Genomic DNA, 21,585 nt, shown 5'->3' on the forward strand with positions numbered 1-21,585 from the left:
CGGGATGCCGGGGCGCTGCCCGGGGTCCCCTAGGATGGTGCAGATGAACGATCAGAACCAGTTGCCCGACGTTCCGCTCCGCGCCAGCATCTGCATGGCCACCTACAACGGCGCGGAGTTCGTGGGGGAGCAGCTCGCCTCGATCCTGGCCCAGCTGGGCCCCGACGACGAGGTCGTGATCGTCGACGACGCCTCCAAGGACCACACCGTGGCGGCCATCCGGGAGCTCACAGATCCCCGGATCCGCTTGATCGAGGCCGCCGCCAACCAGGGCTACGTCCGTTCCTTCGAGCAGGCCGTGCGGGCCAGCCGTGGAGCGGCAATTTTCCTTGCGGACCAGGACGACGTCTGGATTGAAGGGCGGCTGGACGCCATGCTGGAGGCGCTTCAGACCCACGCCGTCGTGGCCAGTAACTTCGATGTGCTCGGCGGCGGCGAACGTCCCCGGATTCCCCGGCTCCGCGCCGCCGACAGCGGCCGGCACCGCGCCAATCTCTGGGGCATCCTGGTGGGCTACCGCGCGTACTACGGCTGCGGGATGGCCTTCCGCCGGGAAGTGCTCGGCAGTTTCGTCCCCGTTCCCGCCTACCTGCGCGAGTCCCACGACCTGTGGCTGGCGATCCTGGGCAACACTGCCGGCTCGATCCGCCACCTGGACGCCCCGACCTTGCTGCGACGGCTGCATGAGAGCAACGCGACCCCGCGTGGCTGGCGCTCGCTCCGCGTGATCCTGGCTGCCCGGGTGGTGCTCGTGCGCCTCATGGTCGAGGCCCGCCGGAGGCTCCGGCAGTCCTAGCCGCCCGGGCCTGGCGGCCCTCCTAGAAGTAGGAGACGTCCACTGTCCGCTTGGTCAGGCTGTTGGTCAGCTGCCAGCTGTTGCCGCGCACAATGCCCACAGTGGTCAGCTTGTCCCCGTTCCAGTCCCCGGTGATGGGACGGTCGGAGCCGACCCCGAAGGCGATGAAGTTGGACACCACAGGGGACTTGATGCGGTTGCTCAGCCACCACTCTCCGTTGCGCCACACCCCGATGCTGGTTTTCCCGTCCCCGTCCCAGTCGCCGGCGATCGGCGTATCGGAAGGAACGCCGAAGCCGGTGTACTCATTGACCACCGGGTTGTTGACGTTGTAGCTGACCTGGAAGCTGGCGTTGCGCCAGATGCCGATTCCGTCCCGGCCGGAGCCGCTCCAGTCGCCCACGATGGGTGTGTCGGATCCGACGCCGAAGCCGACGACCTTTGTGATGGCCCGGGTGTTGATGTCGTCCACGAGCCACCACATGCCGTTCCGGAAGACCCCGATCCCGGCCCGGCCGTCCCCGTTCCAGTCGCCGACGACGGGCTTGTCGCCCGGGCTGCCGTAGCTGAAGCAGCGCCGCGGCGCGGAGGGCATCTGCAGGCACCAGAATCCGTCCTTGAACCAGCCGGTGTAGGACTTGCCGTCTCCTGCCCATTTGCCGCTCAGCAAGGTAGCGCCCGGGATCAGGCCGATGGGATAGGTGTCAGGCGTGGAGGCGAATTTCCGCAGCTGGTCCATCGAGCCGTTGAAGACGTTCTGGTCGCCAGGGAACGTGGCCCTGGTGGTCTGGGACGCGTCAGCGAAGGCGTTGGCGTACTGCCAGGCCGTATAGGTGGGCCAACCGCCGGGAACGGCGGGCGAACTGGTGTAGTAGGAGGCCAGCCAGAGCGGGTTCACCTGGCTGAACTCGCTGGTGTTGCCCAGGCAGTCGCGCCAGAAGTAGTAGCTGGTGTAGATCATGGCCTGTTTGTTGGTCATGCGGTACACGGTCTGGGTGAAGTCGCGGACCCAGGTGGCCAGCTGCCCCGGCGAGGCGCCGTAGCAGCGGTTTAGGCCGGCATAGGGGTTGTCTTCGATGTCCAGGACCGGGGGCATCGTGATGCCGTCGGCGGACCAGCCGCCGCCGTTGTTGACGAAGAACCGGGCCTGGGCGGCGCCGTCGGAAACATCCGGCCGGCCGAAGTGGTAGGCGCCGCGGAGCAGCCCGACAGAACTCGCCCCGGTGTACTGGGTCCCGAATTCGCTGTTGCGGTAGGTGGTGCCCTCCGTGGCCTTGACGTAGGCGAAGCGGGCGCCGTTGGCCTTCACGGAAGACCAGTTGACGCTTCCCTGCCAGGAGCTGACATCCAGGCCCAGCGGCTGCCCGCGGGTGAAGGAGGGCTGCTCCGCCACCCAGGGCTCGGTGGCCTGGGTGATCGGGACCTGCTGTGTCCTGGCCATGGCAGCCGAGGCCGACGCCGGGTTGAGCCCGGCCCGGCCCATGCGGGCCTGGCCCTGTTCCGGCGCGGACTCCGCGGCGGTTGCCGCCTGCACCCGGGCGGACGGCGACGCCGGGGCGGTGGCAGCTGCGCTGGCCTGGGCCGGCGCGGTTGCGGGGGCCGTGACGGGGGCGCTGGCCGGCGCGGTTGCGGGTGCCGTGGCAGCAGCGGTGCTGCTGGCCGACGTCGCGGCCGGTTTGGGAGCGGCAGTTTTGGGGGTGGCGGCGGGCGCAGGGGCCTTAGTGCTGGCCGCGGGGGACGGGCTGGGCGCTGGTGCCGCAGAAGCAGGATTAGCCCAGGTCAGCGCCAGCGCGAAGGGAAGGCAGAGTGCCGCCGCGGTCCGTAGTTTGTGGATTCTAGTTGTCTTCACCATTACTCCGGAGGGTCTGGACAGAGGCCAAGATCACCCCCGCATGTGCGTAAAGAGTAACCAATTGCCCCCATTGATACCACTGTGGCCAATGTTGCGATTGGTGTGTCAGTCCCGGCGAAGGGAGATTTTTGGCAGCCGGTAAGCTGGCTTAATGCAGAAACTCCTTGTCACCGGCGGTGCCGGATTCATCGGTTCCAATTTTGTCCACTACGTACTGGAGAACACAGACCACCACATCACGGTCCTCGACAAGCTCACCTACGCGGGCAATGTGGAATCACTGGCGGGCCTGGCTGCAGACCGCTTCACGCTGGTGCAGGGCGACATCTGCGACGCCGCTGTGGTTGAAAACCTGGTGGCCGCGGCCGACGTCGTGGTCCACTACGCGGCCGAATCCCACAACGACAACTCCCTGCACGATCCCCGCCCGTTCCTGGACACGAACATCATCGGAACGTACACGCTGATCGAGGCCGCGCGGAAGCACAACAAGCGCTTCCACCACATTTCCACCGACGAGGTCTACGGCGACCTCGAGCTCGACGACCCGGAGCGGTTCACCGAGAGCACGCCGTACAACCCCTCCAGCCCGTACTCCTCCACCAAGGCGGGTTCGGACCTGCTGGTCCGCGCCTGGGTGCGGTCCTTCGGCCTGCAGGCGACCATCAGCAACTGCTCGAACAACTACGGCCCGTACCAGCACGTGGAGAAGTTCATCCCGCGCCAGATCACCAACGTGATAGACGGCATCCGGCCCAAGCTGTACGGCACGGGCGAGAACGTCCGCGACTGGATCCACGCCAATGACCACTCCTCTGCCGTCCTGGCGATCATCGCCAAGGGCCGGATCGGGGAGACCTACCTGATCGGCGCCGACGGCGAGAAGAACAACAAGGACGTCGTCGAGCTGATCCTCAAGCACATGGGACAGGCCCCGGACGCGTACGACCACGTGGTGGACCGGCCCGGTCACGACATGCGGTACGCGATCGACTCCGCCAAGCTCCGCGACGAACTCGGCTGGGAGCCGCAGTTCTCCAACTTCGACGCCGGCATCGAGGACACTATCGCCTGGTACCGGAACAACGAGGACTGGTGGCGGCCGCAGAAGGCCGCGACGGAAGCCAAGTACAAGGAACAGGGCCAGTAGATCATGTCGATCGAGTTCTCGAAGAAGCTCACAGCACACGAAACCCCGATTCCCGGCGTCGTCCTCTACGACCTTCCGGTCCACGGTGACAACCGGGGCTGGTTCAAGGAGAACTGGCAGCGCGAAAAGATGGTGGCGCTGGGCCTGCCGGACTTCCGCCCCGTGCAGAACAACATCTCGTTCAACGAGTCGGCCGGCACCACCCGGGGCATCCACGCCGAGCCGTGGGACAAGTTCATCTCCGTGGCCACCGGCCGGATTTTCGGCGCCTGGGTGGACCTGCGCGAAGGCCCGACGTTCGGGGCGGTCTTCACCGCCGAGATTGATCCCAGCCAGGCCATCTTCATTCCCCGCGGGGTGGGAAACGCCTTCCAGACGCTGGAGGACAACACCGCCTACACCTACCTGGTCAACGACCACTGGTCCGCCGACGCCCAGGGCCAGTACACGTTCCTGAACCTGGCCGACGAGACCGCCGCGATCAGCTGGCCGGTGCCGCTGGACCAGGCCGAGCTCTCGGAGAAGGACAAGGCGCACCCGCGCCTGGCCGATGTCACCCCGATGCCTCCGAAAAAGGTCCTGGTGGTCGGCGCCAACGGCCAGCTCGGCAAGGCATTGCGCAAACAGTACGACGGCGATGCGTCCGTTGAGTTTGCCGGCCGGGACGCGTTTGACCTCGGCAGCGAAGACGCCTTCGCCGGAAGGAACTGGAAGAACTACTCCGCCATCATCAACGCCGCGGCCTACACCGCCGTTGATGCCGCCGAGTCGGCAGAGGGCCGCGCCGCCGCCTGGGCGGTCAACGTCACGGCGGTGTCCCGGCTGGCCCGCACCGCCGTCGAGCACGACCTCACGCTGGTGCACGTGTCCTCGGACTATGTCTTCGATGGCACGCGCGCCACGCACGACGAAGCGGAACCCGTCGCGCCGCTGGGCGTGTACGGCCAGACCAAAGCCGCGGGCGACGCCGTCGTCTGCGTGGTGCCCCGGCACTACATCGTGCGCACCAGCTGGGTGATCGGCGAGGGCAACAACTTCGTCCGCACCATGGCCTCGCTCGCGGAGCGCGGCATTGAACCCTCGGTGGTGGATGACCAGATCGGGCGGCTGAGCTTCACCGAAGACATTGCCGCCGGCATCGCGCACCTGCTGGAATCGGGCGCCGATTACGGGGTCTACAACCTCAGCAACGACGGCGAGCCGCAGTCCTGGGCGGACATCGCCGCCGACGTCTACGAGCTTGCCGGCAAGTCGCGGGACGCCGTGACCGGTGTCAGCACGGAGGAGTACTTCAAAGGCAAGGCCGTCTCGCCGCGCCCGTTGAACAGCGCCCTCGAGCTGGACAAGATCAAGGCCGCCGGGTTCGTTCCGCCGCTGTCCTCCGAACGGCTGAAGCAGTACATGGGCGCAACGGTTTCCCAGCACTGAGCAGGCACCCAGAACTGAATCACCCCTGAATGCAAAGAAGACCCGTTCACTTCGCGTGAACGGGTCTTCTTGGCGCTCCGGGCGTCCCGGCCTAGCCGGCTCTGCCGGCGACGCTGCGGCGGGCGGTTCGGCTCAGCCGGCTTCCGTTGCGGCGACGGAGCGCTTGGCTGAACGCTTCGTCCTGAACCGCAGGGCCCGCTTCGGAAGCAGCGCATGGCCGGGGAAAAGATAGCTGAACAGCTTGGACGCACAGAACAGCACCGCGGCCGCGAAAGCCAAGGTGAGGACCTCCCACGTCAGCGGCGGCTGCCAGCCGGGCACGGTGAACATCGTCTGCCAGTTGGCCGTCTCCTGCAGCCCCACAACGTAGCGCCGGAGCACGTTCACGAAGGCGTAGGTATGCGCGATGCAGCCGGCCAGCAACAGGATCCGGGCGATGGTCCGGCTCTGCGGGCGCCGTCCAAACGGGCGGAACCGCATGGCGAGGCCGGCCGAGATGATCGCGATGGTGAACAGCGGCAGGCTGTACCGGCCCTGCCAGATGAAACCGGCGGTGTTGATGAGGGCAGCCTGCACCACGGCGGGGACCACCGCCAGCAACCCGACCGCCACCCAGAACGCCGCCTGCAGCCGGTAGGGCCGGACCAGCAACACCGTGAGGATCAGGCCGAACAGCAACATGTTCCAGAACATGTGCACAGCCTGCGGAACGGGAGCATCCAGCCACCCCGCGACGCCAATGTACTGGCCGGCAAAGTCAAAGGACTTGTCCATCATAGTCAGGAACGCGTTGTAGGGCCGCACCTCGCCGGCGACGTTCGAGATCCCGGCCGGGGCTTCGCCGGCGGAGGCCGGCGCCCTGAACATCAGGAAATTCCACGCTATGCCCAGGACGATTCCCACGGTGGTCAGCGCCGTCACCGCCAGCACCACCCGGTTCTTGAAGATGGCGAAGAGGTCCGCGCGGCGGAAGAAGAGGCAGGCAACGATTGCGCCGCAGAGCAGCCACAACAGGGACACATTGCGGGTGTTGGCGAGCGTCGCGGCCGCGATGCCGACGGTCAGGATGCCCGGGCGGGCCCGCTCGAGGTGCCGCGAATTCTCCAGCACGGACACCAGCCCGCAGAAGGCGGCCATGGAGGCCGCGATTTCCAGGGAATTGGGATTGATGCCGCTGGCGAGGAACAGGACCATCGGCGTCGTCGCAATGGTGGCGGCGATCAGCGGCCACTTCGGGTGCCGCATGCGGGACAGCGCGGTGAAACCGGCGGCGTAGAAAGCCGCGGACAGCAGCCCGCTGACGATCCGCATTGCGAAGATCGCCGGCGCACCGGACATGAAGAGGCTGGGCAGCCCGACAAGCCAGTAGTAGAAGGGGTTGTAGAGCCCGGCAGATGTCACGCCGATCGTGAGGTCGTTGTCATCCATGGGGATCGCCGGGGCGCAGCCGGCCGGTTTCGTCACCTGGAAGGGGAAGCACATCTGCGACTGCACGTTGGCGATGTAGGACGGAACCTGCACGTGGACGCCGTGGCCATAGGATTCGCCCGGACCCGGGAAGAACTGGCCCCGGGCCACTGCGGCCGCCTTGATGGTGTGCGAGGGTTCGTCCGGGTAGGCCATGAGCGGCGTGGCCAGGATCCACAAGGTGATGAGGATCGAGAGCAGCCCAAAAACGGGGAGGAAGAAGCCCCTTCCGCCGCGGGTGGTCTGGGACAGCGCGAACCGCCGCGCCTTTCGGCCGGGCTGGGTGCCCGCCGCGGAGCCTGTGGGGGAGGGACGTTCCGCCTCGGTTGCGTCGATCACTGTGCGTCCCCGATCGTGTCAATCAATCTCTTGGATTCCCGCACGGCCTCTTCACTGGGGGAGGTGACGTTGGCGAAGTACGTTGAGGTGACCTGGCCGTCCGGGCTGAGGACATAGTCCCCCCAGGACTTTACGAGGGTGCTCAGTTGGTGGTTTGAATACTCGCTGCAGAACGCCTGGTAGCTGACGACGCCGAGGGCGTAGCCCTGCCCGCTGGTCTCGGGCAGCGTGAACTCCACTCCCGTGGGCAGCTTCCGGGTGCTGCCTTCCTGGGCGGCCACCGTGGCCGAGTCCTTGGACATGCGGACGTAGCCGCCGCCGAAGGAGAGCAGCGCGGTTTCGAAGCGGCTGCCGATCGAACCGAGGTCCATGAAAGCAATGCCGCCGGCAGTCTTGTCGACCTTGTCTGCGAGGTCGGAGTGCTTCTTGACCGTGACGGCGTTCTCGGCCTTGGGCCAAGTGGCGGAGACTCCCGAGGTCCACGCTGCGTCGGCGCTGAGGTACTTTGTGGCCGCCTCGGTTTCGATGCTGGGTTCCGTGGCCGTGATGGGAACGATGTCATCGGACGGGAGGGATGTCCCCGGATTGATGTCCGCGATTTCGGGTGCGTCCCAGCGCTTGATGGAGCCGGAGAAGATCCCGGCCAGGACTTCGCGGGAGAGCCTGACATTCCGAAGGCTGGGGTTGTTGAGGGCGACGCCGATCGAGGTCACGGAAACGGGGACGGAAAAGGCGCCCTCGGGGCCGCAGACGTCCTTCGTCTGGTTCTGCTGGTCCGGGGTGAGGGGGCCGTCCAAGGCCGCGAAGTAGGCCTGGCGCGTTGCCAGGGCGGTCAGTCCCACGTTGGATCCGTCCGGCGAATAGTTCAGCGACGTGGCGGTGAGGTCCTTGCTCCAGGCATTGCTCCAGGCGCCAATCGGGTCCTTCTGCACGGGCGTGCCGATCGCGGTGAGGGATCCCCGGACCTCGCTGACGGGCGCGCCGCTGGAGCAACTGGTCACTCCTATTCCCAACAGCAGAATGCAGGCGAGAGCTCCGCCAGTGGACCGATTGCGCAAAGAATTTCCCTTCCCGTTCCGGAATGCCTCCAGAACCCTTCCCTCTTACCCTAACCGGTCCCGGTGTGTCGATGGTTATCAGATCATGCGGCAGGGCAGTCCACAGGGCGGGCGGTACTGGACTAGACTTGCCGGATGTCCCCGCTAAATACGATGCCCGGACACGTTGGCGTTTATAGGCGGTATGTTCGAACAATGTGGATGGAACCGTGAGCCTTGCTCGCCGCATAAGGACATCCGTGCGCGACGGCTTCCTGGTTAAGTTCCTGGTGGTCGGAGGCCTTTCCTTCGCCATCGACCTCGGACTCCTGGCCCTCCTCCACGAGGTGGGCGGCGTCGATCTGTGGATCGCCACCCCCATCGCCTTCCTGACCAGCCTGGTCTTCAACTTCTTCGTCCAGAAGAACTTCACCTTCCAGTCCGGGGCCCGGGCACACGTCAGCTTCCTCAAGTACGGCGCCCTCGTGGTGTTCAACGTCGTGGCCACCGACGTGATTGTCAATCTCATCGCGGTTTCCGGCCAGTCCTATGCGCTCGGCAAAGTGATCGCGACCATCGTGACTACAGTGTGGAACTTCCTGCTCTACAAGCACTGGATCTTCAAAGCCGCACCGGCGAACGGCGGCGACACGGTTGACCTGGACGCCTCGGCGACTCCCGCCGGCGGCGCCCACAACCGCCGCTAGCGCAGGCTTGCTCCGGCCGTCACAGGTTCTTCGGGCCGGGACTGGCCAGCGGACAGCTGGCGGTAGAGCAGGAATCCCGCCAGCGCGGTCACTCCCAGATAGGCAATGGTCAGTGGGAGCCAGCCCAGCGGGGGCTCCCACTTGGTCGCCCCGAACATGTCGCCCCAGTTGGCCTCGTTGAACGTTCCGACACCGTACCTGCGCAGGGCGTTGGCGAACACCGCCGTGTGCGCGGCCGCGGTGAGCCCGATCGTCCAGGCGGCGATCCGCTTTGCGAAGGCCGTGTCCGGAAAAGGATGGGAGCGCAGGGCCAGCCCGGCGGCCAGCAGCATCGGAACCACCACGGGCAGGAGATACCTGCCTTGCCAGATGTAGCCAAGCTCCGAGACAACCTGTGCCTGAAGTACGGGCGGGATGATGATGGTGGCGGCGAACAGCACGATGAATCCCAGCCGCGGCCGCCAAGCTTTGGTGGACACCGCGGCAACCATGAGTGCGCCGGTGAGGCAGGCCCACCAATAGAACACTCCGGTGGGGCCGTTGGTGTCCAGCCATCCCAGCTGGGCCACGTAGGAGGCCGCGATGTCGAACGTCCGCTCGAGCATGGTGGCGAAGGCCTGCTCGGGGGTGACCGCGCTCGGTGTGCCCAGCAGGCTGGCGAGCGTGTTGGACGACTTGAGCCAGAGGAGGCCGCAGGCTGCTGCGACCGCGATCAATCCAGTCATGGCCAGGACGAGCTTGTCCTTGAGCAACAGCAGCAGATCCCGCGCGGGGACCATGAGCAGGGCGGCAATGACCGCGAGCGCGAGCCAGAGCAGTGACAGTGCCCTGGTGTTGGCTAGGACGGCGGCGGAGATCCCCACAACAACAACGTTGAACCGGACCCTGGACAGGTCCCGCACATTTTCAAGGACCAGGCACAGGTTGACGAACACCGCCGACGTCGTGACGATCTCCAGGGCGTTCGGGTTGATCGACCCGCTGAGGTAGAGAACCATGGGGGTGACGGCGATCCCCGCCGCCACCACAGGCCAGCGCCGGTTGGCGAACTGTGTTGTCGCGAAGATCGTTGCGGCCAGGAACAGGGAGCACAACAGGCCGCTGAGGATCCGCATGGCATAGATGGCCGGCTCGCCGCTCAGGATCCGGGAGGGCAGGCCCGCAGCCAGGTAGTAGAGGGGGTTGTAGTTGCCCGCTGATGTGCCGCCCGGCGTCGGCTGCCGGTCTTCGGCGTTCAGCCCGGGGGAGCAATCGGCGGTGACGTTTACCTTGAACGCGAAACAGGTCAGCGCCCCGGTGTCGGCGATGTACTTGGGGACCACGACCATCAGTTGTTCGCCCTGGTTCTGGCCCGACGTTCCCAGGAACTGCCCCCGTGCCACTGCGGCGGCCTTGACCGTGTGCGCCGGTTCGTCGGGAATCGACATCAGGGGCGAAGCGAGGCTCCACAGGGTGCTGAAGAGTGACAGGATCAGGAAAATCGCGCCGAAACGCCGGAGCGGAGCGGGGATCCTGGTCTGCACGGGCTTAGTGTCCGCAGGCTCCGTTTCCGCGGGCTCAGTCGGGCGGGGCCGCAGCGCTCTGCGCAAGGGAAGACTCATGGGTTCAGTGCACCATTTCACAATGAAAGACGCGTCCTGCGCCGTCGAAACGCCGCGGCGGAATGCTGCCGGTCAGGATTTGGCAGAGCACGGTGCCGGGACGCTGGGGCCAGTCGGTCCCCCGTCGATCGTAGGGCTATGAGGCGCCGCTATCAAAGGCAGGGTAGGGGCACAGTTTTAAAGCGCGGCTCAAAAGCGCGGCGCGCGCGATCGGATGCTTTGGCTGGAGCGATTGGGACCAGTGGGCCTGTTGTGGCCAATGGGGCAGGTGTTAGGCGGCCATTGGCGGCTGTTATCCACAGACGGCGATCAATCCCTTGCCCAGCCGGTCTGTGCCGCCTAGGTTTAAGCCACTTTCACCGCCCTGGCACTGGGGCGGAAGTCATATGGGGGGCCGCGTGGAGGCTGTACGCATTGTCGAGGACGAGGTCCGCGAGCTGATCCGCCGGCGGGGCCTCGACCCCCTGCGGCAGACCGGAGAAGTCCGTCGCCTCGTCGAGGCGGCGGTCAGCGACTACGACGAGCGGGCCCTCCTGGCGCCGCTGCCTCCGTTGGGCCCGTTGGAGTCCGCCCGGAGATTTGTCTTCGACGCCGTCGCGGGCTTTGGCGCACTCCAACCGTTCCTGGACGACCCGGGCATCGAGGAAATCTGGCTCAACGCGCCAAATGAAATCTATGTGGCGCGCAACGGCGAATCGGAACTGACCTCCGTGTCGCTGACGGACCAGCAGGTCCGGGACCTTGTGGAGCGGATGCTGAAAAGCTCCGGTCGTCGCCTGGACATGTCCTCACCCTTCGTGGACGCTTCCCTCCCGGACGGCTCCCGTCTCCACGTGGTGATCCCGGACGTCACCCGGCGTCACTGGGCCATCAACATCCGCAAGTTCGTCGTCAAAGCCAGTCGGCTGGAGCATCTCGTGGAGCTGGGGACGCTGACGCCCCAGGCGGCCAGGTTCCTCGGTGCGGCCGTCGCCAGCGGGCTCAACATCCTGGTCTCGGGCGCCACACAGGCCGGCAAGACCACCATGCTCAACTGCCTCGCCGCCAGCATCGGCACCCGGGAACGGGTCATCACAGTGGAGGAAATATTCGAGCTGCAGCTGCCGCTCCGCGACGTCGTCGGTCTCCAGTGCCGGCAGCCGAATCTGGAGGGTCAGGGGGAGATTCCGCTGCGCCGGCTCGTCAAGGAGGCCTTGCGCATGCGGCCGGACAGGCTGGTGGTCGGTGAAGTCAGGGAGGCAGAGAGCCTGGACATGCTGATTGCTTTGAATTCCGGGCTTCCCGGGATGTGCACCGTCCATGCGAACTCCGCGCATGATGCGGTGACGAAAATTTGTACGCTGCCGTTGCTCGCCGGCGAAAACATCTCCAGCGCGTTCGTCGTACCCACGGTCGCGTCCTGCATCGACCTGGTGGTCCATTGCAGCAGGCACGCCAACGGCCGCCGGCAGGTCACGGAGATCCTCTCACTGGGCCGCCGGGTGGAAAACGGGATCATCGAGTCTTCCATGGTGTTCACGATGTCGGACGGGCAACTGCTGCCCAAGGCCAACTCCATGCCGGCCGCGGAAAAGTTTGCCCGCTCCGGGTACGACGTCGCGGCGCTGCTGGAGCCGCGCTGATGGCGCCGCTCCTGGGGATGCTGGGCGGGGCAGGCCTCCTGCTGATCTGGTGGTCCGCGTGGGAGAAGCCCGGGAGTGCGCGGCGCAAGCCTCGGACCAGCCGGCTCGAGGACCTCTTGCGGTCGGCGGGCATTGAAAAGGTCAGTGCGGCGGGGCTGCTCGCCTCCTGCCTTGGCGTCGGGGCGATCACGACACTCGCATTCTTCGCAGTGACCGGTTCATGGGCGATCTCCGGATGCTTTGGCCTGTTTGGCGGCTGGCTGCCGATGGCCATGGTCCGGTGGCGTGCACGGAAGCGCACCGCTGTCCTGCGCCAGCTCTGGCCCGACGTCGTTGATCACCTCCGCTCAGCCATCAGAGCCGGACTGTCCTTGCCCGAAGCTCTTATCCAGCTGGGCGACAAAGGCCCCGTTGAGCTTCGCCAGGTGTTTGTGGACTTCGGTTCCGACTACCGTTCGGGAGGCCAATTCGATCCGTCGCTCACCCGGCTCAAGGACCGGCTGGCCGATCCCGTGGCGGATCGGATCGTCGAGGCCCTCCGGCTCACCAGGGAGGTGGGCGGCTCGGACCTCGGGCGCCTGCTGGGCACGCTCGCCGAGTTCCTGCGGGAGAGTGCCCGGACCAGGAGTGAGCTGGAGGCAAGGCAATCCTGGACAGTCAATGCCGCGCGCCTGGCCGTGGCTGCGCCGTGGATTGTCCTGGTGTTGCTGGCCAGCCGTCCCGAGGCCGTGATGGCCTACAACACCCCGCTCGGGGCGGCAGTTCTCCTGGGCGGCCTTGCTGTTTCCCTGGTGTCCTATGCGGTCATGCTGCGAATTGGTGCGCTGCCGGAAGAACAGCGGGTCCTCCGGTGACGGGGCTGATGGCGGGCGCAACGGTGTGCGGGGCCGTGCTCGGGGCGGGGCTCTGGCTGTTCCTCGTCCGGCTTCCCTTCATGCGCCCGACAACGTTTGTCGAACGCATCGGCCCGCAATTGAGAACCCACAACCTGGAATCCCGGCTCCTGCGGACCGCGCCAAGGAATGTCACCCCGTTTGGGCCGCTGGAACGGATCCTCCGCCCGGCGATCCGGGACGGCGTAGGATCCCTAGGCCGGATCAACCTTGGCGCCACCGCGTTGAACCGCAGGCTGGCGCGCGCCGGCAGCGCCAAGACGGCGGTGGACTTCCGGGCCGAGCAGCTCCTGTGGGCTGCTGCCGGATTTGTCCTCGCCGTCGGTGCCGTGGCGCTCGCGGGCTCGGCCGGCCGCTTCAGCCCGTTCGTGGCGGTCGTGGCCGTAATAGGGAGCGCCGCTGGCGGGTTCCTGCTCCGGGATTACTTGTTGGGCGCGCACATCAAGAGGCGGGAGGCACGGATGATGGCGGAGTTTCCCAGCATCGCCGAACTCATGGCCCTGGCTGTCAGCGCCGGCGAAAGTGCCACCGGCGCGCTGGACAGGGTCTGCCACAGCGCCAGGGGTGAGCTGGCGCAGGAGTTTGCTCGTGTGCTCGCCGAGACCCGGTCCGGCAAACCACTCGTCGAGGCCCTGCACGAGTTCTCGTCCCGGACCGACCAGGGGGCGCTGGTGCGTTTCGTTGACGGAATGATCGTCGCGGTGGAGCGCGGAACGCCCCTCGCCGACGTCCTTCGGGCGCAGGCACAGGATGTCCGGGACACAGCCAAGAGGGAGCTCATGGAGTCCGCCGGCAAAAAGGAAATCGGCATGATGGTGCCGCTGGTCTTCGGGGTCCTCCCGCTGACGGTCATCTTCGCGGTCTTCCCTGGCCTGGCCGCGATCAGTCTCGGACTCTAGGAAGCCGGATCCAAGAAAAGTCATATGACGAGGGAACAGGATACGAGAACGTCCCGCACGCCCGGACGGGCAAGCCTGGGCTGAAGCGCACGCTCTGCCAGCGAAGCATCACGAAGTATCGGATCCGAAATATCAGGACTGCAGAAAACTGAAAACCAAGTAACCAAATAACCAGGAAAGAGGACACGGTGAAGAACTTCGGAACTCGGGTGGCGCTGGTGGCCTGCGCTCTCGGCATGTTGACCTGGTGGTCTCCTGCGTCGCGGTTGAGGCAGGAGGACCACTCCGAAAAGGGCGCCGATCATCCCCAGCGAGGAGACGTCCCCGGCTGGGTGATGATCACCCTCATGTCGGCGGTTCTCGTGGCCGCCCTGCTGGCCCTCGCCGGCCCGGCACTCGAGGGACTCTTCAACCAGGCCATGGACAAGGTCGGACAGTAGCCAGTGGCAGCCCGGGGCGAGGGGAGCGGGCGCCACGGCATCGAGCTTCAGGGCAGCCGAGGAGCTGAGCGCGGCGCCGCCGTGGTGGACTTTGTGCTGATCGGCTCGTTGCTCACCTTGCTCTTCCTCGCGATCGTCCAGCTCACTCTGGTCATTCACGTCCGTAACACGCTGATTGATGCGGCCGCCTCGGGCGCCCGATATGGAACGTTGGCCGACCGCAACGACGGGGACGCCAGGGACCGGACCGTCCAGCTGATCACGGCGGCGCTCAACCCCGACTTCGCGCGGGATGTGGCTACCAGCGAATCGACGTACCAGGGCATCCGCACGCTGGAGGTGACCGTCCGGGCGCCATTGCCGGTCATCGGCTTCATCGGTCCCCGGGCGCTGCTGGAGGTGAAGGGCCATGCGGCAATCCAGCCCTGACCTTGAGCGCGGCACGTCGCCGGAACAGGGAAACGCCGTGATCGAGTTCGTCTTCCTCTCCGCGCTGCTGATGGTGCCGCTGGTGTACTTCATCATCACCGTGGGCCAGATCCAGGGCGGCTCGTTCGCGGTGGTCGGCGCCGCCGACCAGGCCGCCAAGGTCTACGTGGCCCAACCGGATGCCGCAACCGGCCGGGCCGCCGCCGAGCAGGCCGTGCTCCTGGCGCTCGCCGACTACGGTCAGCCGGCGGAAAATGCGAGCATCGACACCCGCTGCGCGCCTGCTGACTGCCTGGCTCCCGGCTCGGCGGTGACGGTCACAGTCCGCCTGACGGTTCCCCTGCCCTTCGTGCCCTTCAGCGACGCGCTGCATCTGAATGCGAGCGAGCTCAGCGCGTCGGCAACCCAGCTGGTGGGCAGGTTCCGGTGAGGATCGAAATCCGCCGGCAGGAGGGCCAGGTGCTCGTGCTGAGCATCGGCTTCATCCTGATTGCCTTGCTGGTCGCGACAGTCGTGATGGCCGCCTCCAGCGTCTACCTCGAACACAAGAAGCTGCTCTCCCTCGCGGACGGGGCCTCGGTGGCCGCCGCGGACAGCTTCACTCTCGGCCAGCTGGGCAACGCCGGCGGAACGCCGTCCGCGGTCCTGAGCGGGGCCCGGGTGCGCAGCGCCGCCGTCGACTATCTGGGCCGCAACGGCTCGTTCGGACACTTCAGCGGCCTCACCGTGGCGCCGTCCACGGGCAGCCCGGACGGCGCCACCGCCGTCGTGGTGCTCAGCGCAGCCGTCCACCCGCCGGTCGTGAACTTCCTGGTTCCCGACGGCATCCGGATCGAGGCGATGTCGACGGCGCGGTCCCGCCTCTCCCGCTGAACTGCCCCATCACCCCCTGTTGCCCTGTCACTTTGGGTTGCCAAACGGCCTTTTGGCAACCCAAAGTGATAGGGCAACCGGCTACAGGGCAGCGCGGGCGGGTCAGGGGGCTAGGACACATAGCGTAGGCTTAAAAAACCATGGCAAACATTGATTTTCCCGCTGAAATCCGCGCGCTGCGGGCCACCTATGCGTCCATCGAGAACGTCTCGAACGTCGAGGCGCTCAAGGAAGACATCGCCGAGCTCAGCGAGCGGGCCGGTGAACCCAACCTCTGGGACGACCCCGCCGCGGCGCAGGTCATTACCTCGAAGCTCTCGCACAAGCAGACAGAGCTCGAGCGGCTCAACAAACTGGTGGCCCGGATCGATGATCTCGAGGTCCTGGTGGAACTCGGCCAGGACGAGGACGACGCCGACTCCATGGGCGAAGCCGCCGCGGAGCTTGAATCCGTCCGCAAGGCCCTGGCCGACCTCGAAGTCGTCACGCTGCTCTCCGGCGAATTCGACGAGCGCGAAGCCGTGGTGACCATCCGGGCCGGCGCGGGCGGGGTGGACGCGGCGGACTTTGCCGAAATGCTGCTGCGGATGTACCTGCGCTGGGCCGAACGCCACGGCTACCCGACCACCATCATGGACACCTCCTACGCCGAAGAGGCCGGGCTGAAGTCCGCCACCTTCGAAGTCAAGGCGCCCTACGCCTTCGGCACGCTCAGCGTCGAGGCCGGCACGCACCGCCTGGTCCGGATCAGCCCGTTCGACAACCAGGGCCGCCGCCAGACCTCCTTCGCCGCCGTCGAAGTGATCCCGCTGATCGAGCAGACGGACTCCATCGACATCCCGGACAACGAGATCCGCGTGGACGTGTTCCGCTCCTCCGGCCCCGGCGGCCAGTCCGTCAACACCACCGACTCCGCGGTGCGCCTGACCCATATCCCCACCGGCACCGTGGTGTCGATGCAGAACGAGAAATCGCAGCTGCAGAACCGCGCGGCAGCCCTGCGCGTGCTGCAGTCCCGGCTGCTGCTGCTGAAGAAGGAACAGGAGGACGCCGAGAAGAAGGCGTTCGCCGGCGACGTCAAGGCTTCGTGGGGCGACCAGATGCGCTCCTACGTCCTGAACCCCTACCAGATGGTCAAGGACCTGCGCACCGAGCACGAGGTCGGCAACACCTCGGCCGTGTTCGACGGCGAAATCGACGATTTCATTGACGCCGGCATCCGCTGGCGGACGGATAACCGCAACGCCGAGAAGTAGGCCCACGAGTCGATTGGCGCCCCTGCTGGGAGGTCCCTGACAATCGCGCGACACGCCCCGCCGCTCCGGCGGTTCCGCCGGGGCCCGTGCGTATAGTCGAGGGGCCGGAGCTCTACTTCCCCCAAACGAAAGCCCTTGCCCCGGCGGCAGAATCGGGCCTCCACGGCCTCCTCCTGCAGGGTACTTAGGGCCATGATCCGTTTCGAAAATGTCACCAAGGTCTATGACCAGAAGGCGCGGCCGGCGCTGGATTCGATCAACCTTGAGATCGACCGTGGCGAATTCGCCTTCCTCGTCGGCGCCTCCGGCTCCGGCAAATCGACGTTCCTGCGCCTGGTCCTCAAAGAGGACCGCGCCTCCTCCGGCGCCGTCTACGTCGCCGGCCAGAACGTCGCCAACATCTCCAGCTGGCGCGTGCCCCGGCTGCGCCGCGGAATCGGCGTCGTCTTCCAGGACTTCCGACTGCTGCCGCAGAAGACCGTCTTCGCCAACGTCGCTTTCGCCATGCAGGTCATCGGCAAGAGCCGCAGCGTCATCCGAGACACCGTCCCCGAGGTCCTCAAAACCGTGGGCCTTGAAGGCAAGGAAAACCGGCTGCCGCACGAACTCTCCGGCGGCGAGCAGCAGCGCGTGGCGATCGCCCGCGCCGTCGTGAACCGTCCCGGCATCCTGCTGGCCGACGAGCCCACCGGAAACCTGGACCCCACCACCTCCATGGGCATCATGGGCGTGCTGGACAAGATCAACCAGAACGGCACCACCGTGGTGATGGCCACGCACGACGACGACATCGTCAACGAGATGCGCAAACGGGTGGTCGAACTCAAGAACGGCGTCGTGATCCGCGACGAGGCCAAGGCCCTCTACACATCCATGATTCCCGTGGTCGGCCAGTCGCGCCGCCTGCGCGACGCCAGCGGCCGGGATGAACCTGCGCCCGCCGCGCCGCCACGCGCCGGATCGCGCGCCGAAGCCCGCGCCGAGGTCCGAGCCGCAGGGGAGGCCCAGGCGTGAGGCTTGCATTCGTCCTGAGCGAGATCGGCAGCGGCCTGCGCCGCAACCTGTCCATGGTGATCTCCGTGATCCTGGTGACCTTCGTGTCGCTGACCTTTGTCGGCGCCGCCGGCATGCTGCAGCTGCAGATCAACCAGATGAAGGGCTACTGGTACGACAAAGTCCAGGTGGCCATCTTCCTCTGCAGTGACGGTTCGACGGCGCCCGGCTGCGCCACCGGCCCGGCCACGCCGGAGCAGGAGGACAACCTGCGCAAGCTCCTGCAGTCGCCCGCGGTGGCCCAGTACGTCAACGACTTCCAGTACGAGTCCAAAGACGACGCATACAAGCACTTCAAGGAACAGTTCTCCAATTCCCCGATCGTTGACTCCGTGACCCCGGACCAGCTTCCGGCCTCGTTCCGGATCAACATGAAGGACCCGGAGAAGTACGAGATCATCAGCGAGACCTTCTCCTCCCAGGCCGGCGTGGAGACCGTGATCGACCAGCGGCAGCTGCTGGAGCGGCTGTTCTCGGCCATGAACGCGGCGTCCCTGGTGGCCGTCAGCATCGCCGGCGTCATGATCATTTGCGCCATCTTGCTGATTGCCACCACCATCCGGCTCTCCGCCTTCAGCCGCCGCCGCGAAACAGGCATCATGCGCCTGGTGGGCGCGTCCAAGATGGTCATCCAGCTGCCGTTCATCCTCGAAGGCGTCATCGCCGCGGTGATCGGCGCGGCCCTGGCCTCCGGCACCCTGTGGGCCGTGGCCCACTTCTTCCTCGGCGAGGTCATGTCCAAGCAGTATCCGGACACCGCGTTCATCTCGCCCGGGCAGACCCTGATCCTGGCACCTGCCCTGATTGGCCTGGGCGTCGTCCTGGCCGGAATTTCCTCCCTGCTGACCCTCCGCCGGTACTTGCGGGTCTAGCTTTGCGCAACGAAAAGGGAATGCTCATGACACCGATGGCCCGCCGCCCACTCCGGCAGTCCCTCCGGCTTCGCCTGGTGGGACGCCGCAGCCGGATGGTCAGCGCCACCCTGGCGCTGGTCCTGGCCGGGACCATGGGGGCCTCCAGTCCCGTGGCCTTCGCCGACAGCCTCGAGGACCAGCAGGCCGCGCTCCGCGACGAGGCAGCCCGGGTCCAGCACTCCCTGGAGTTCGTGGACGGAAAGATCGCACAAGCTGCGGCGGACCTGGTCCTGTACCAGGGCCAGCTCCCCGGAGCCCAGCAGGCCCTCGTGGATGCCCAGGGCAGGGTGGCCGGAGCGGTCCAGGAAGTGGAGGCCCTCGCGGCCCGCGTGGACCTGGCACAGCAGAACAAGGCAAAAATCACCCAGCAGCTCGAATCGGACAAGCAGAAGATCGCGGACACCCGGAAACTGATCGGCCAGATCGCCACCCAGGCGTACAAGTCCGGCGGTGTCCCGTCCAACCTGTCTCTGTTCTTCGGGTCGAACCAGGGCGGCAGCCTCACCGACACGATCGATCTCGCGGACCAGGCCCTTCGCAGCCAGAACTCCGCGATGGACAAGCTGACCCAGCAGAACGCCACCAACGTCAACGCCCAGGCACGCCTGGCGGCCGTCGAGGCGGAAATCACCGACCTCAAGGCCAAGGCCGACGCCGCGCTGGCACGGGAGAAGGCCGCCCGGGATGAGGCCCAGGCCAAGAAGGCCGCGGTGGACAAGCTCATCGCCGACACCACGCGGCTCGACGCCGAGCTCCAGGCCGCCAAACCGGGCATCCAGAACCAGCTCGCCCAGGTCAAGGCGCAGCAGGACGCCGTCGCCGCCGAAATCGCCGAACGCGACCGGAAACTGCGGGAGGCCTGGCTGGCCGAGCAGCGCCGCATCGCCGAGGCCGCTGCGGCCGCCGCCCGTGCGCAGGGCCAGGCCGTGCAGCCTTACGTCCCGCCGGCGCAGGGCTCACCGTCGGCCTTTGGCCTGCAGCACCCGTTCCCGGGCAATATCCCGATCACCTCCGGGTTTGGCTGGCGTGCGACGCCGCCGGGCACCATCGACTTCTACGGCCAGGGCGGCTACATGCACACCGGCATTGACTTCGGCGCCCCTTGCGGCACGCCCGTCTACGCCGCGGCGGCAGGCACCGTCTTCTCGGCAGGCTGGGCCAACGACGGCGGCGGCAACAACGTCAAGATCTCCCACGGTGTCATCCAGGGCAACTCGCTGACCACGATCTATTACCACAACACGTCCGTGGCGGTTTCGGTCGGCCAGCACGTTGAGCGGGGCCAGCTGATCGCCTATTCGGGGACCACCGGCAACTCCACCGGATGCCACTCGCACTTCGAGACCTGGCTCAACGGCCGGGCCGTGGACCCGATGAACCTGCTGTAGAACGGCCCTGCCCGGCGAGGGTCCGCGGCTGCGGCGTCTGCCCTGCCGTAAACTGGAAAGGCTCCGCACCATTTGGCCGGAGTGAACCACAAACAAACCTAGGAGTACTACCGTGCCCAAAGAAAGTGGCCGTAAGGTAGTGGCCACCAACCGCAAGGCCCGGCACGACTACCTCATCCTTGACACCTATGAGGCCGGCATTGCGCTGATGGGCACGGAAGTGAAGTCCCTGCGCGAAGGCCATGCCTCGATGGTGGACGGCTTCTGCACCTTCTACAACGACGAGCTGTGGATGGAGGGCATCCATATCCCCGAGTACCACCAGGGGAGCTGGACCAACCACGCCGCGCGCCGCCGTCGGAAGCTGCTGCTGCACCGCGAGGAGCTGACGAAGATCTCGCACAAGATCCGCGAGTCCGGGTTCACGATCGTGCCGCTGCAGCTGTACTTCGTGGACGGTCGCGCAAAAGTCGAGATCGGCGTCGCCCGCGGCAAGAAGGAATACGACAAACGCCAGACGCTGCGCGAGCAGCAGGACAAGCGCGAGGCGCAGCGGGTCATGCGCGAACGCAACCGCCGCTAGCGGCCACGGGCCCGCAGGGGAATGTTTCCTGGAGGCCGTGCGTTATGATTGGTAGTCCGGGAAGGATACGAAAGTGTCAGGTCCGGGTTTGATAAAAAAATACGGGGATGATCGGTTTCGACGATGTAAGTCGCGACAGGTGAAGCGGGCCGAGGATGCAGAATTATCTCGTAAACGCTGTCTGCAAACCAATAAGTGCCGAATCAAAACGCACTGACTTCGCTCTCGCTGCCTAAGCAGTAAGACCAGTCCGTCAGCCCGAGGTTGCTATTGCCCCGGATCCTGGCGTCATTTAGATAGCCACTGCTGTTTACCTCCGTCATCGGGGTAAGCGGGACTCTTAGATGACTGGGCCCGGATCAGCCAGCTGTTTGCAGCATGGCTGGGGCCGAGAAACTCCAACGCAAACTGCGCCCGGAGAAGCCCTGACAACACGACATCGGACGGGGGTTCAATTCCCCCCATCTCCACCTAAGTTAGCCCCTAGATCCTTGTGATCTAGGGGTTTTCTTTTGCCTGTTGGCGAGAACCCCGATTTTGTTGGCGAGAAACGACTTTGCTAGGGGACAGGCATGGAAGCGACACAGCATAGAACGGAATCGCGCGACGTACTCTGCGCTGACTACGTCTGGATCGGCCTGGCGTCCGCATACGAGTGCCCGGCCCCGGCGCCGACGGGTTCGACATTCTGTGCCGGGCACTCAACAGCAGCGGGGGCGCGCCGTGGCTAGCATCCGTACGCGCGAGCTCACCAAGGGCGGGTCCTCGCACACAGTCACGTGGCGGGATCCAGGGACAGGCCTCAAGACGCGCACATTCTCCGACAAGGACTACGGGCCCGGGGAAGCGCGCGACAAT

General features: G+C 66.1%; 20 protein-coding genes and 1 other RNA gene. 17 read left to right on the forward strand and 4 right to left on the reverse strand.

Annotated elements, in window-relative coordinates; all coding sequences use genetic code 11:
• Nucleotides 1–43 precede the first annotated feature (43 nt).
• Nucleotides 44–796 carry a glycosyltransferase gene (locus AC1DDO_RS10585; RefSeq protein ID WP_476868166.1) on the forward strand — a complete coding sequence of 251 codons (753 nt, stop codon included), beginning with the start codon at nucleotides 44–46 and terminating at the stop codon, nucleotides 794–796.
• A gap of 22 nt (nucleotides 797–818) precedes the next feature.
• Here AC1DDO_RS10585 and AC1DDO_RS10590 read toward each other — a convergent pair whose 3' ends face one another.
• Entirely contained in the window at nucleotides 819–2,648 is a 1,830-nt protein-coding gene (locus AC1DDO_RS10590) for a GH25 family lysozyme (protein ID WP_476971811.1), read from the reverse strand.
• Nucleotides 2,649–2,799: 151 nt separating this feature from the next.
• Between AC1DDO_RS10590 and rfbB the strand changes: the two genes are divergently transcribed.
• Together rfbB and AC1DDO_RS10600 are read left to right on the forward strand one after the other, a co-directional pair.
• Nucleotides 2,800–3,798 carry a dTDP-glucose 4,6-dehydratase gene (rfbB, locus tag AC1DDO_RS10595; RefSeq protein WP_476971812.1) on the forward strand — a complete coding sequence of 333 codons (999 nt, stop codon included), beginning with the start codon at nucleotides 2,800–2,802 and terminating at the stop codon, nucleotides 3,796–3,798.
• Between the two features lie 3 nt (nucleotides 3,799–3,801).
• On the forward strand, nucleotides 3,802–5,226 hold the full coding sequence (locus tag AC1DDO_RS10600) for a sugar nucleotide-binding protein (RefSeq protein WP_476971813.1): 1,425 nt from the start codon (nucleotides 3,802–3,804) through the stop codon (nucleotides 5,224–5,226).
• A gap of 132 nt (nucleotides 5,227–5,358) precedes the next feature.
• On the opposite strand, the gene AC1DDO_RS10605 is transcribed toward AC1DDO_RS10600, so the two are convergent.
• Together AC1DDO_RS10605 and AC1DDO_RS10610 are read right to left on the reverse strand one after the other, a co-directional pair.
• On the reverse strand, nucleotides 5,359–7,032 hold the full coding sequence (locus AC1DDO_RS10605; protein WP_476868170.1) for a DUF2142 domain-containing protein: 1,674 nt from the start codon (nucleotides 7,030–7,032) through the stop codon (nucleotides 5,359–5,361).
• Nucleotides 7,029–8,033: a substrate-binding domain-containing protein gene (locus AC1DDO_RS10610; RefSeq protein ID WP_476868171.1), complete on the reverse strand. Its 1,005-nt coding sequence runs from the start codon at nucleotides 8,031–8,033 to the stop codon at nucleotides 7,029–7,031. Before AC1DDO_RS10610 ends, AC1DDO_RS10605 begins: the two co-directional genes overlap by 4 nt.
• A 296-nt stretch (nucleotides 8,034–8,329) precedes the next feature.
• On the opposite strand from AC1DDO_RS10610, the gene AC1DDO_RS10615 reads away from it, so the two are divergent.
• Complete coding sequence (locus AC1DDO_RS10615) at nucleotides 8,330–8,776, forward strand: GtrA family protein (protein WP_476971814.1); 447 nt, start codon at nucleotides 8,330–8,332, stop codon at nucleotides 8,774–8,776.
• Here AC1DDO_RS10615 and AC1DDO_RS10620 read toward each other — a convergent pair.
• Nucleotides 8,773–10,299, reverse strand: coding sequence for a DUF2142 domain-containing protein (locus AC1DDO_RS10620; protein ID WP_476868173.1), 1,527 nt, complete (start codon nucleotides 10,297–10,299; stop codon nucleotides 8,773–8,775). The genes AC1DDO_RS10615 and AC1DDO_RS10620 overlap by 4 nt on opposite strands.
• A gap of 476 nt (nucleotides 10,300–10,775) precedes the next feature.
• On the opposite strand from AC1DDO_RS10620, the gene AC1DDO_RS10625 reads away from it, so the two are divergent.
• The 13 genes from AC1DDO_RS10625 (at nucleotide 10,776) to ssrA (ending at nucleotide 21,200) form a co-directional block, all read left to right on the forward strand.
• A complete protein-coding gene (locus AC1DDO_RS10625; protein ID WP_476868174.1) occupies nucleotides 10,776–11,999 on the forward strand; it encodes a CpaF family protein in 1,224 nt (407 codons plus the stop codon).
• Complete coding sequence (locus AC1DDO_RS10630; RefSeq protein WP_476868175.1) at nucleotides 11,999–12,853, forward strand: type II secretion system F family protein; 855 nt, start codon at nucleotides 11,999–12,001, stop codon at nucleotides 12,851–12,853. Before AC1DDO_RS10625 ends, AC1DDO_RS10630 begins: the two co-directional genes overlap by 1 nt.
• Nucleotides 12,854–12,861: 8 nt before the next feature.
• Complete coding sequence (locus AC1DDO_RS10635; protein ID WP_476868176.1) at nucleotides 12,862–13,791, forward strand: type II secretion system F family protein; 930 nt, start codon at nucleotides 12,862–12,864, stop codon at nucleotides 13,789–13,791.
• 188 nt (nucleotides 13,792–13,979) lie between these two features.
• The gene (locus AC1DDO_RS10640; RefSeq protein WP_476868177.1) at nucleotides 13,980–14,231 is read left to right on the forward strand and encodes a hypothetical protein; all 252 of its coding nucleotides are present in this window, start codon (nucleotides 13,980–13,982) and stop codon (nucleotides 14,229–14,231) included.
• A 39-nt stretch (nucleotides 14,232–14,270) separates the two neighbouring features.
• On the forward strand, nucleotides 14,271–14,660 hold the full coding sequence (locus tag AC1DDO_RS10645; protein ID WP_476868203.1) for a TadE family protein: 390 nt from the start codon (nucleotides 14,271–14,273) through the stop codon (nucleotides 14,658–14,660).
• Entirely contained in the window at nucleotides 14,641–15,090 is a 450-nt protein-coding gene (locus tag AC1DDO_RS10650; RefSeq protein ID WP_476868178.1) for a hypothetical protein, read from the forward strand. The genes AC1DDO_RS10645 and AC1DDO_RS10650 overlap by 20 nt, the downstream gene beginning before the upstream one ends.
• Nucleotides 15,087–15,533 (forward strand): pilus assembly protein TadG-related protein, encoded by a 447-nt coding sequence (locus tag AC1DDO_RS10655; RefSeq protein ID WP_476868179.1) that lies wholly within the window; start codon nucleotides 15,087–15,089, stop codon nucleotides 15,531–15,533. Before AC1DDO_RS10650 ends, AC1DDO_RS10655 begins: the two co-directional genes overlap by 4 nt.
• Before the next feature lie 140 nt (nucleotides 15,534–15,673).
• Nucleotides 15,674–16,789: a peptide chain release factor 2 gene (gene prfB / locus AC1DDO_RS10660; protein ID WP_018775243.1), complete on the forward strand. Its 1,116-nt coding sequence runs from the start codon at nucleotides 15,674–15,676 to the stop codon at nucleotides 16,787–16,789.
• A 192-nt stretch (nucleotides 16,790–16,981) separates the two neighbouring features.
• Nucleotides 16,982–17,803: a cell division ATP-binding protein FtsE gene (gene ftsE / locus AC1DDO_RS10665; protein ID WP_476868180.1), complete on the forward strand. Its 822-nt coding sequence runs from the start codon at nucleotides 16,982–16,984 to the stop codon at nucleotides 17,801–17,803.
• Nucleotides 17,800–18,714, forward strand: coding sequence for a permease-like cell division protein FtsX (gene ftsX, locus AC1DDO_RS10670; protein ID WP_390203939.1), 915 nt, complete (start codon nucleotides 17,800–17,802; stop codon nucleotides 18,712–18,714). The genes ftsE and ftsX overlap by 4 nt, the downstream gene beginning before the upstream one ends.
• 26 nt (nucleotides 18,715–18,740) lie before the next feature.
• Nucleotides 18,741–20,144 carry a peptidoglycan DD-metalloendopeptidase family protein gene (locus AC1DDO_RS10675; RefSeq protein WP_476868181.1) on the forward strand — a complete coding sequence of 468 codons (1,404 nt, stop codon included), beginning with the start codon at nucleotides 18,741–18,743 and terminating at the stop codon, nucleotides 20,142–20,144.
• 112 nt (nucleotides 20,145–20,256) lie between these two features.
• The gene (gene smpB, locus AC1DDO_RS10680; RefSeq protein WP_090581234.1) at nucleotides 20,257–20,727 is read left to right on the forward strand and encodes an SsrA-binding protein SmpB; all 471 of its coding nucleotides are present in this window, start codon (nucleotides 20,257–20,259) and stop codon (nucleotides 20,725–20,727) included.
• A 103-nt stretch (nucleotides 20,728–20,830) separates the two neighbouring features.
• Nucleotides 20,831–21,200, forward strand: a transfer-messenger RNA (tmRNA) gene (gene ssrA / locus AC1DDO_RS10685).
• The last annotated feature ends 385 nt before the right edge of the window (nucleotides 21,201–21,585 follow it).

Source organism: Arthrobacter sp. 10N43, from assembly GCF_056394525.1.

Excerpts from the sequence above, each read along its gene's own strand:
- rfbB (WP_476971812.1), top strand. The coding sequence starts at position 2,800 with ATGCAGAAACTCCTTGTCACCGGCGGTGCCGGATTCATCGGTTCCAAT.
- prfB (WP_018775243.1), top strand. The coding sequence starts at position 15,674 with ATGGCAAACATTGATTTTCCCGCTGAAATCCGCGCGCTGCGGGCCACC.
- AC1DDO_RS10630 (WP_476868175.1), top strand. The coding sequence starts at position 11,999 with ATGGCGCCGCTCCTGGGGATGCTGGGCGGGGCAGGCCTCCTGCTGATC.
- AC1DDO_RS10675 (WP_476868181.1), top strand. The coding sequence starts at position 18,741 with ATGACACCGATGGCCCGCCGCCCACTCCGGCAGTCCCTCCGGCTTCGC.
- AC1DDO_RS10600 (WP_476971813.1), top strand. The coding sequence starts at position 3,802 with ATGTCGATCGAGTTCTCGAAGAAGCTCACAGCACACGAAACCCCGATT.
- ftsE (WP_476868180.1), top strand. The coding sequence starts at position 16,982 with ATGATCCGTTTCGAAAATGTCACCAAGGTCTATGACCAGAAGGCGCGG.
- AC1DDO_RS10590 (WP_476971811.1), bottom strand. The coding sequence starts at position 2,648 with ATGGTGAAGACAACTAGAATCCACAAACTACGGACCGCGGCGGCACTC.
- AC1DDO_RS10650 (WP_476868178.1), top strand. The coding sequence starts at position 14,641 with ATGCGGCAATCCAGCCCTGACCTTGAGCGCGGCACGTCGCCGGAACAG.
- AC1DDO_RS10635 (WP_476868176.1), top strand. The coding sequence starts at position 12,862 with ATGGCGGGCGCAACGGTGTGCGGGGCCGTGCTCGGGGCGGGGCTCTGG.
- AC1DDO_RS10585 (WP_476868166.1), top strand. The coding sequence starts at position 44 with ATGAACGATCAGAACCAGTTGCCCGACGTTCCGCTCCGCGCCAGCATC.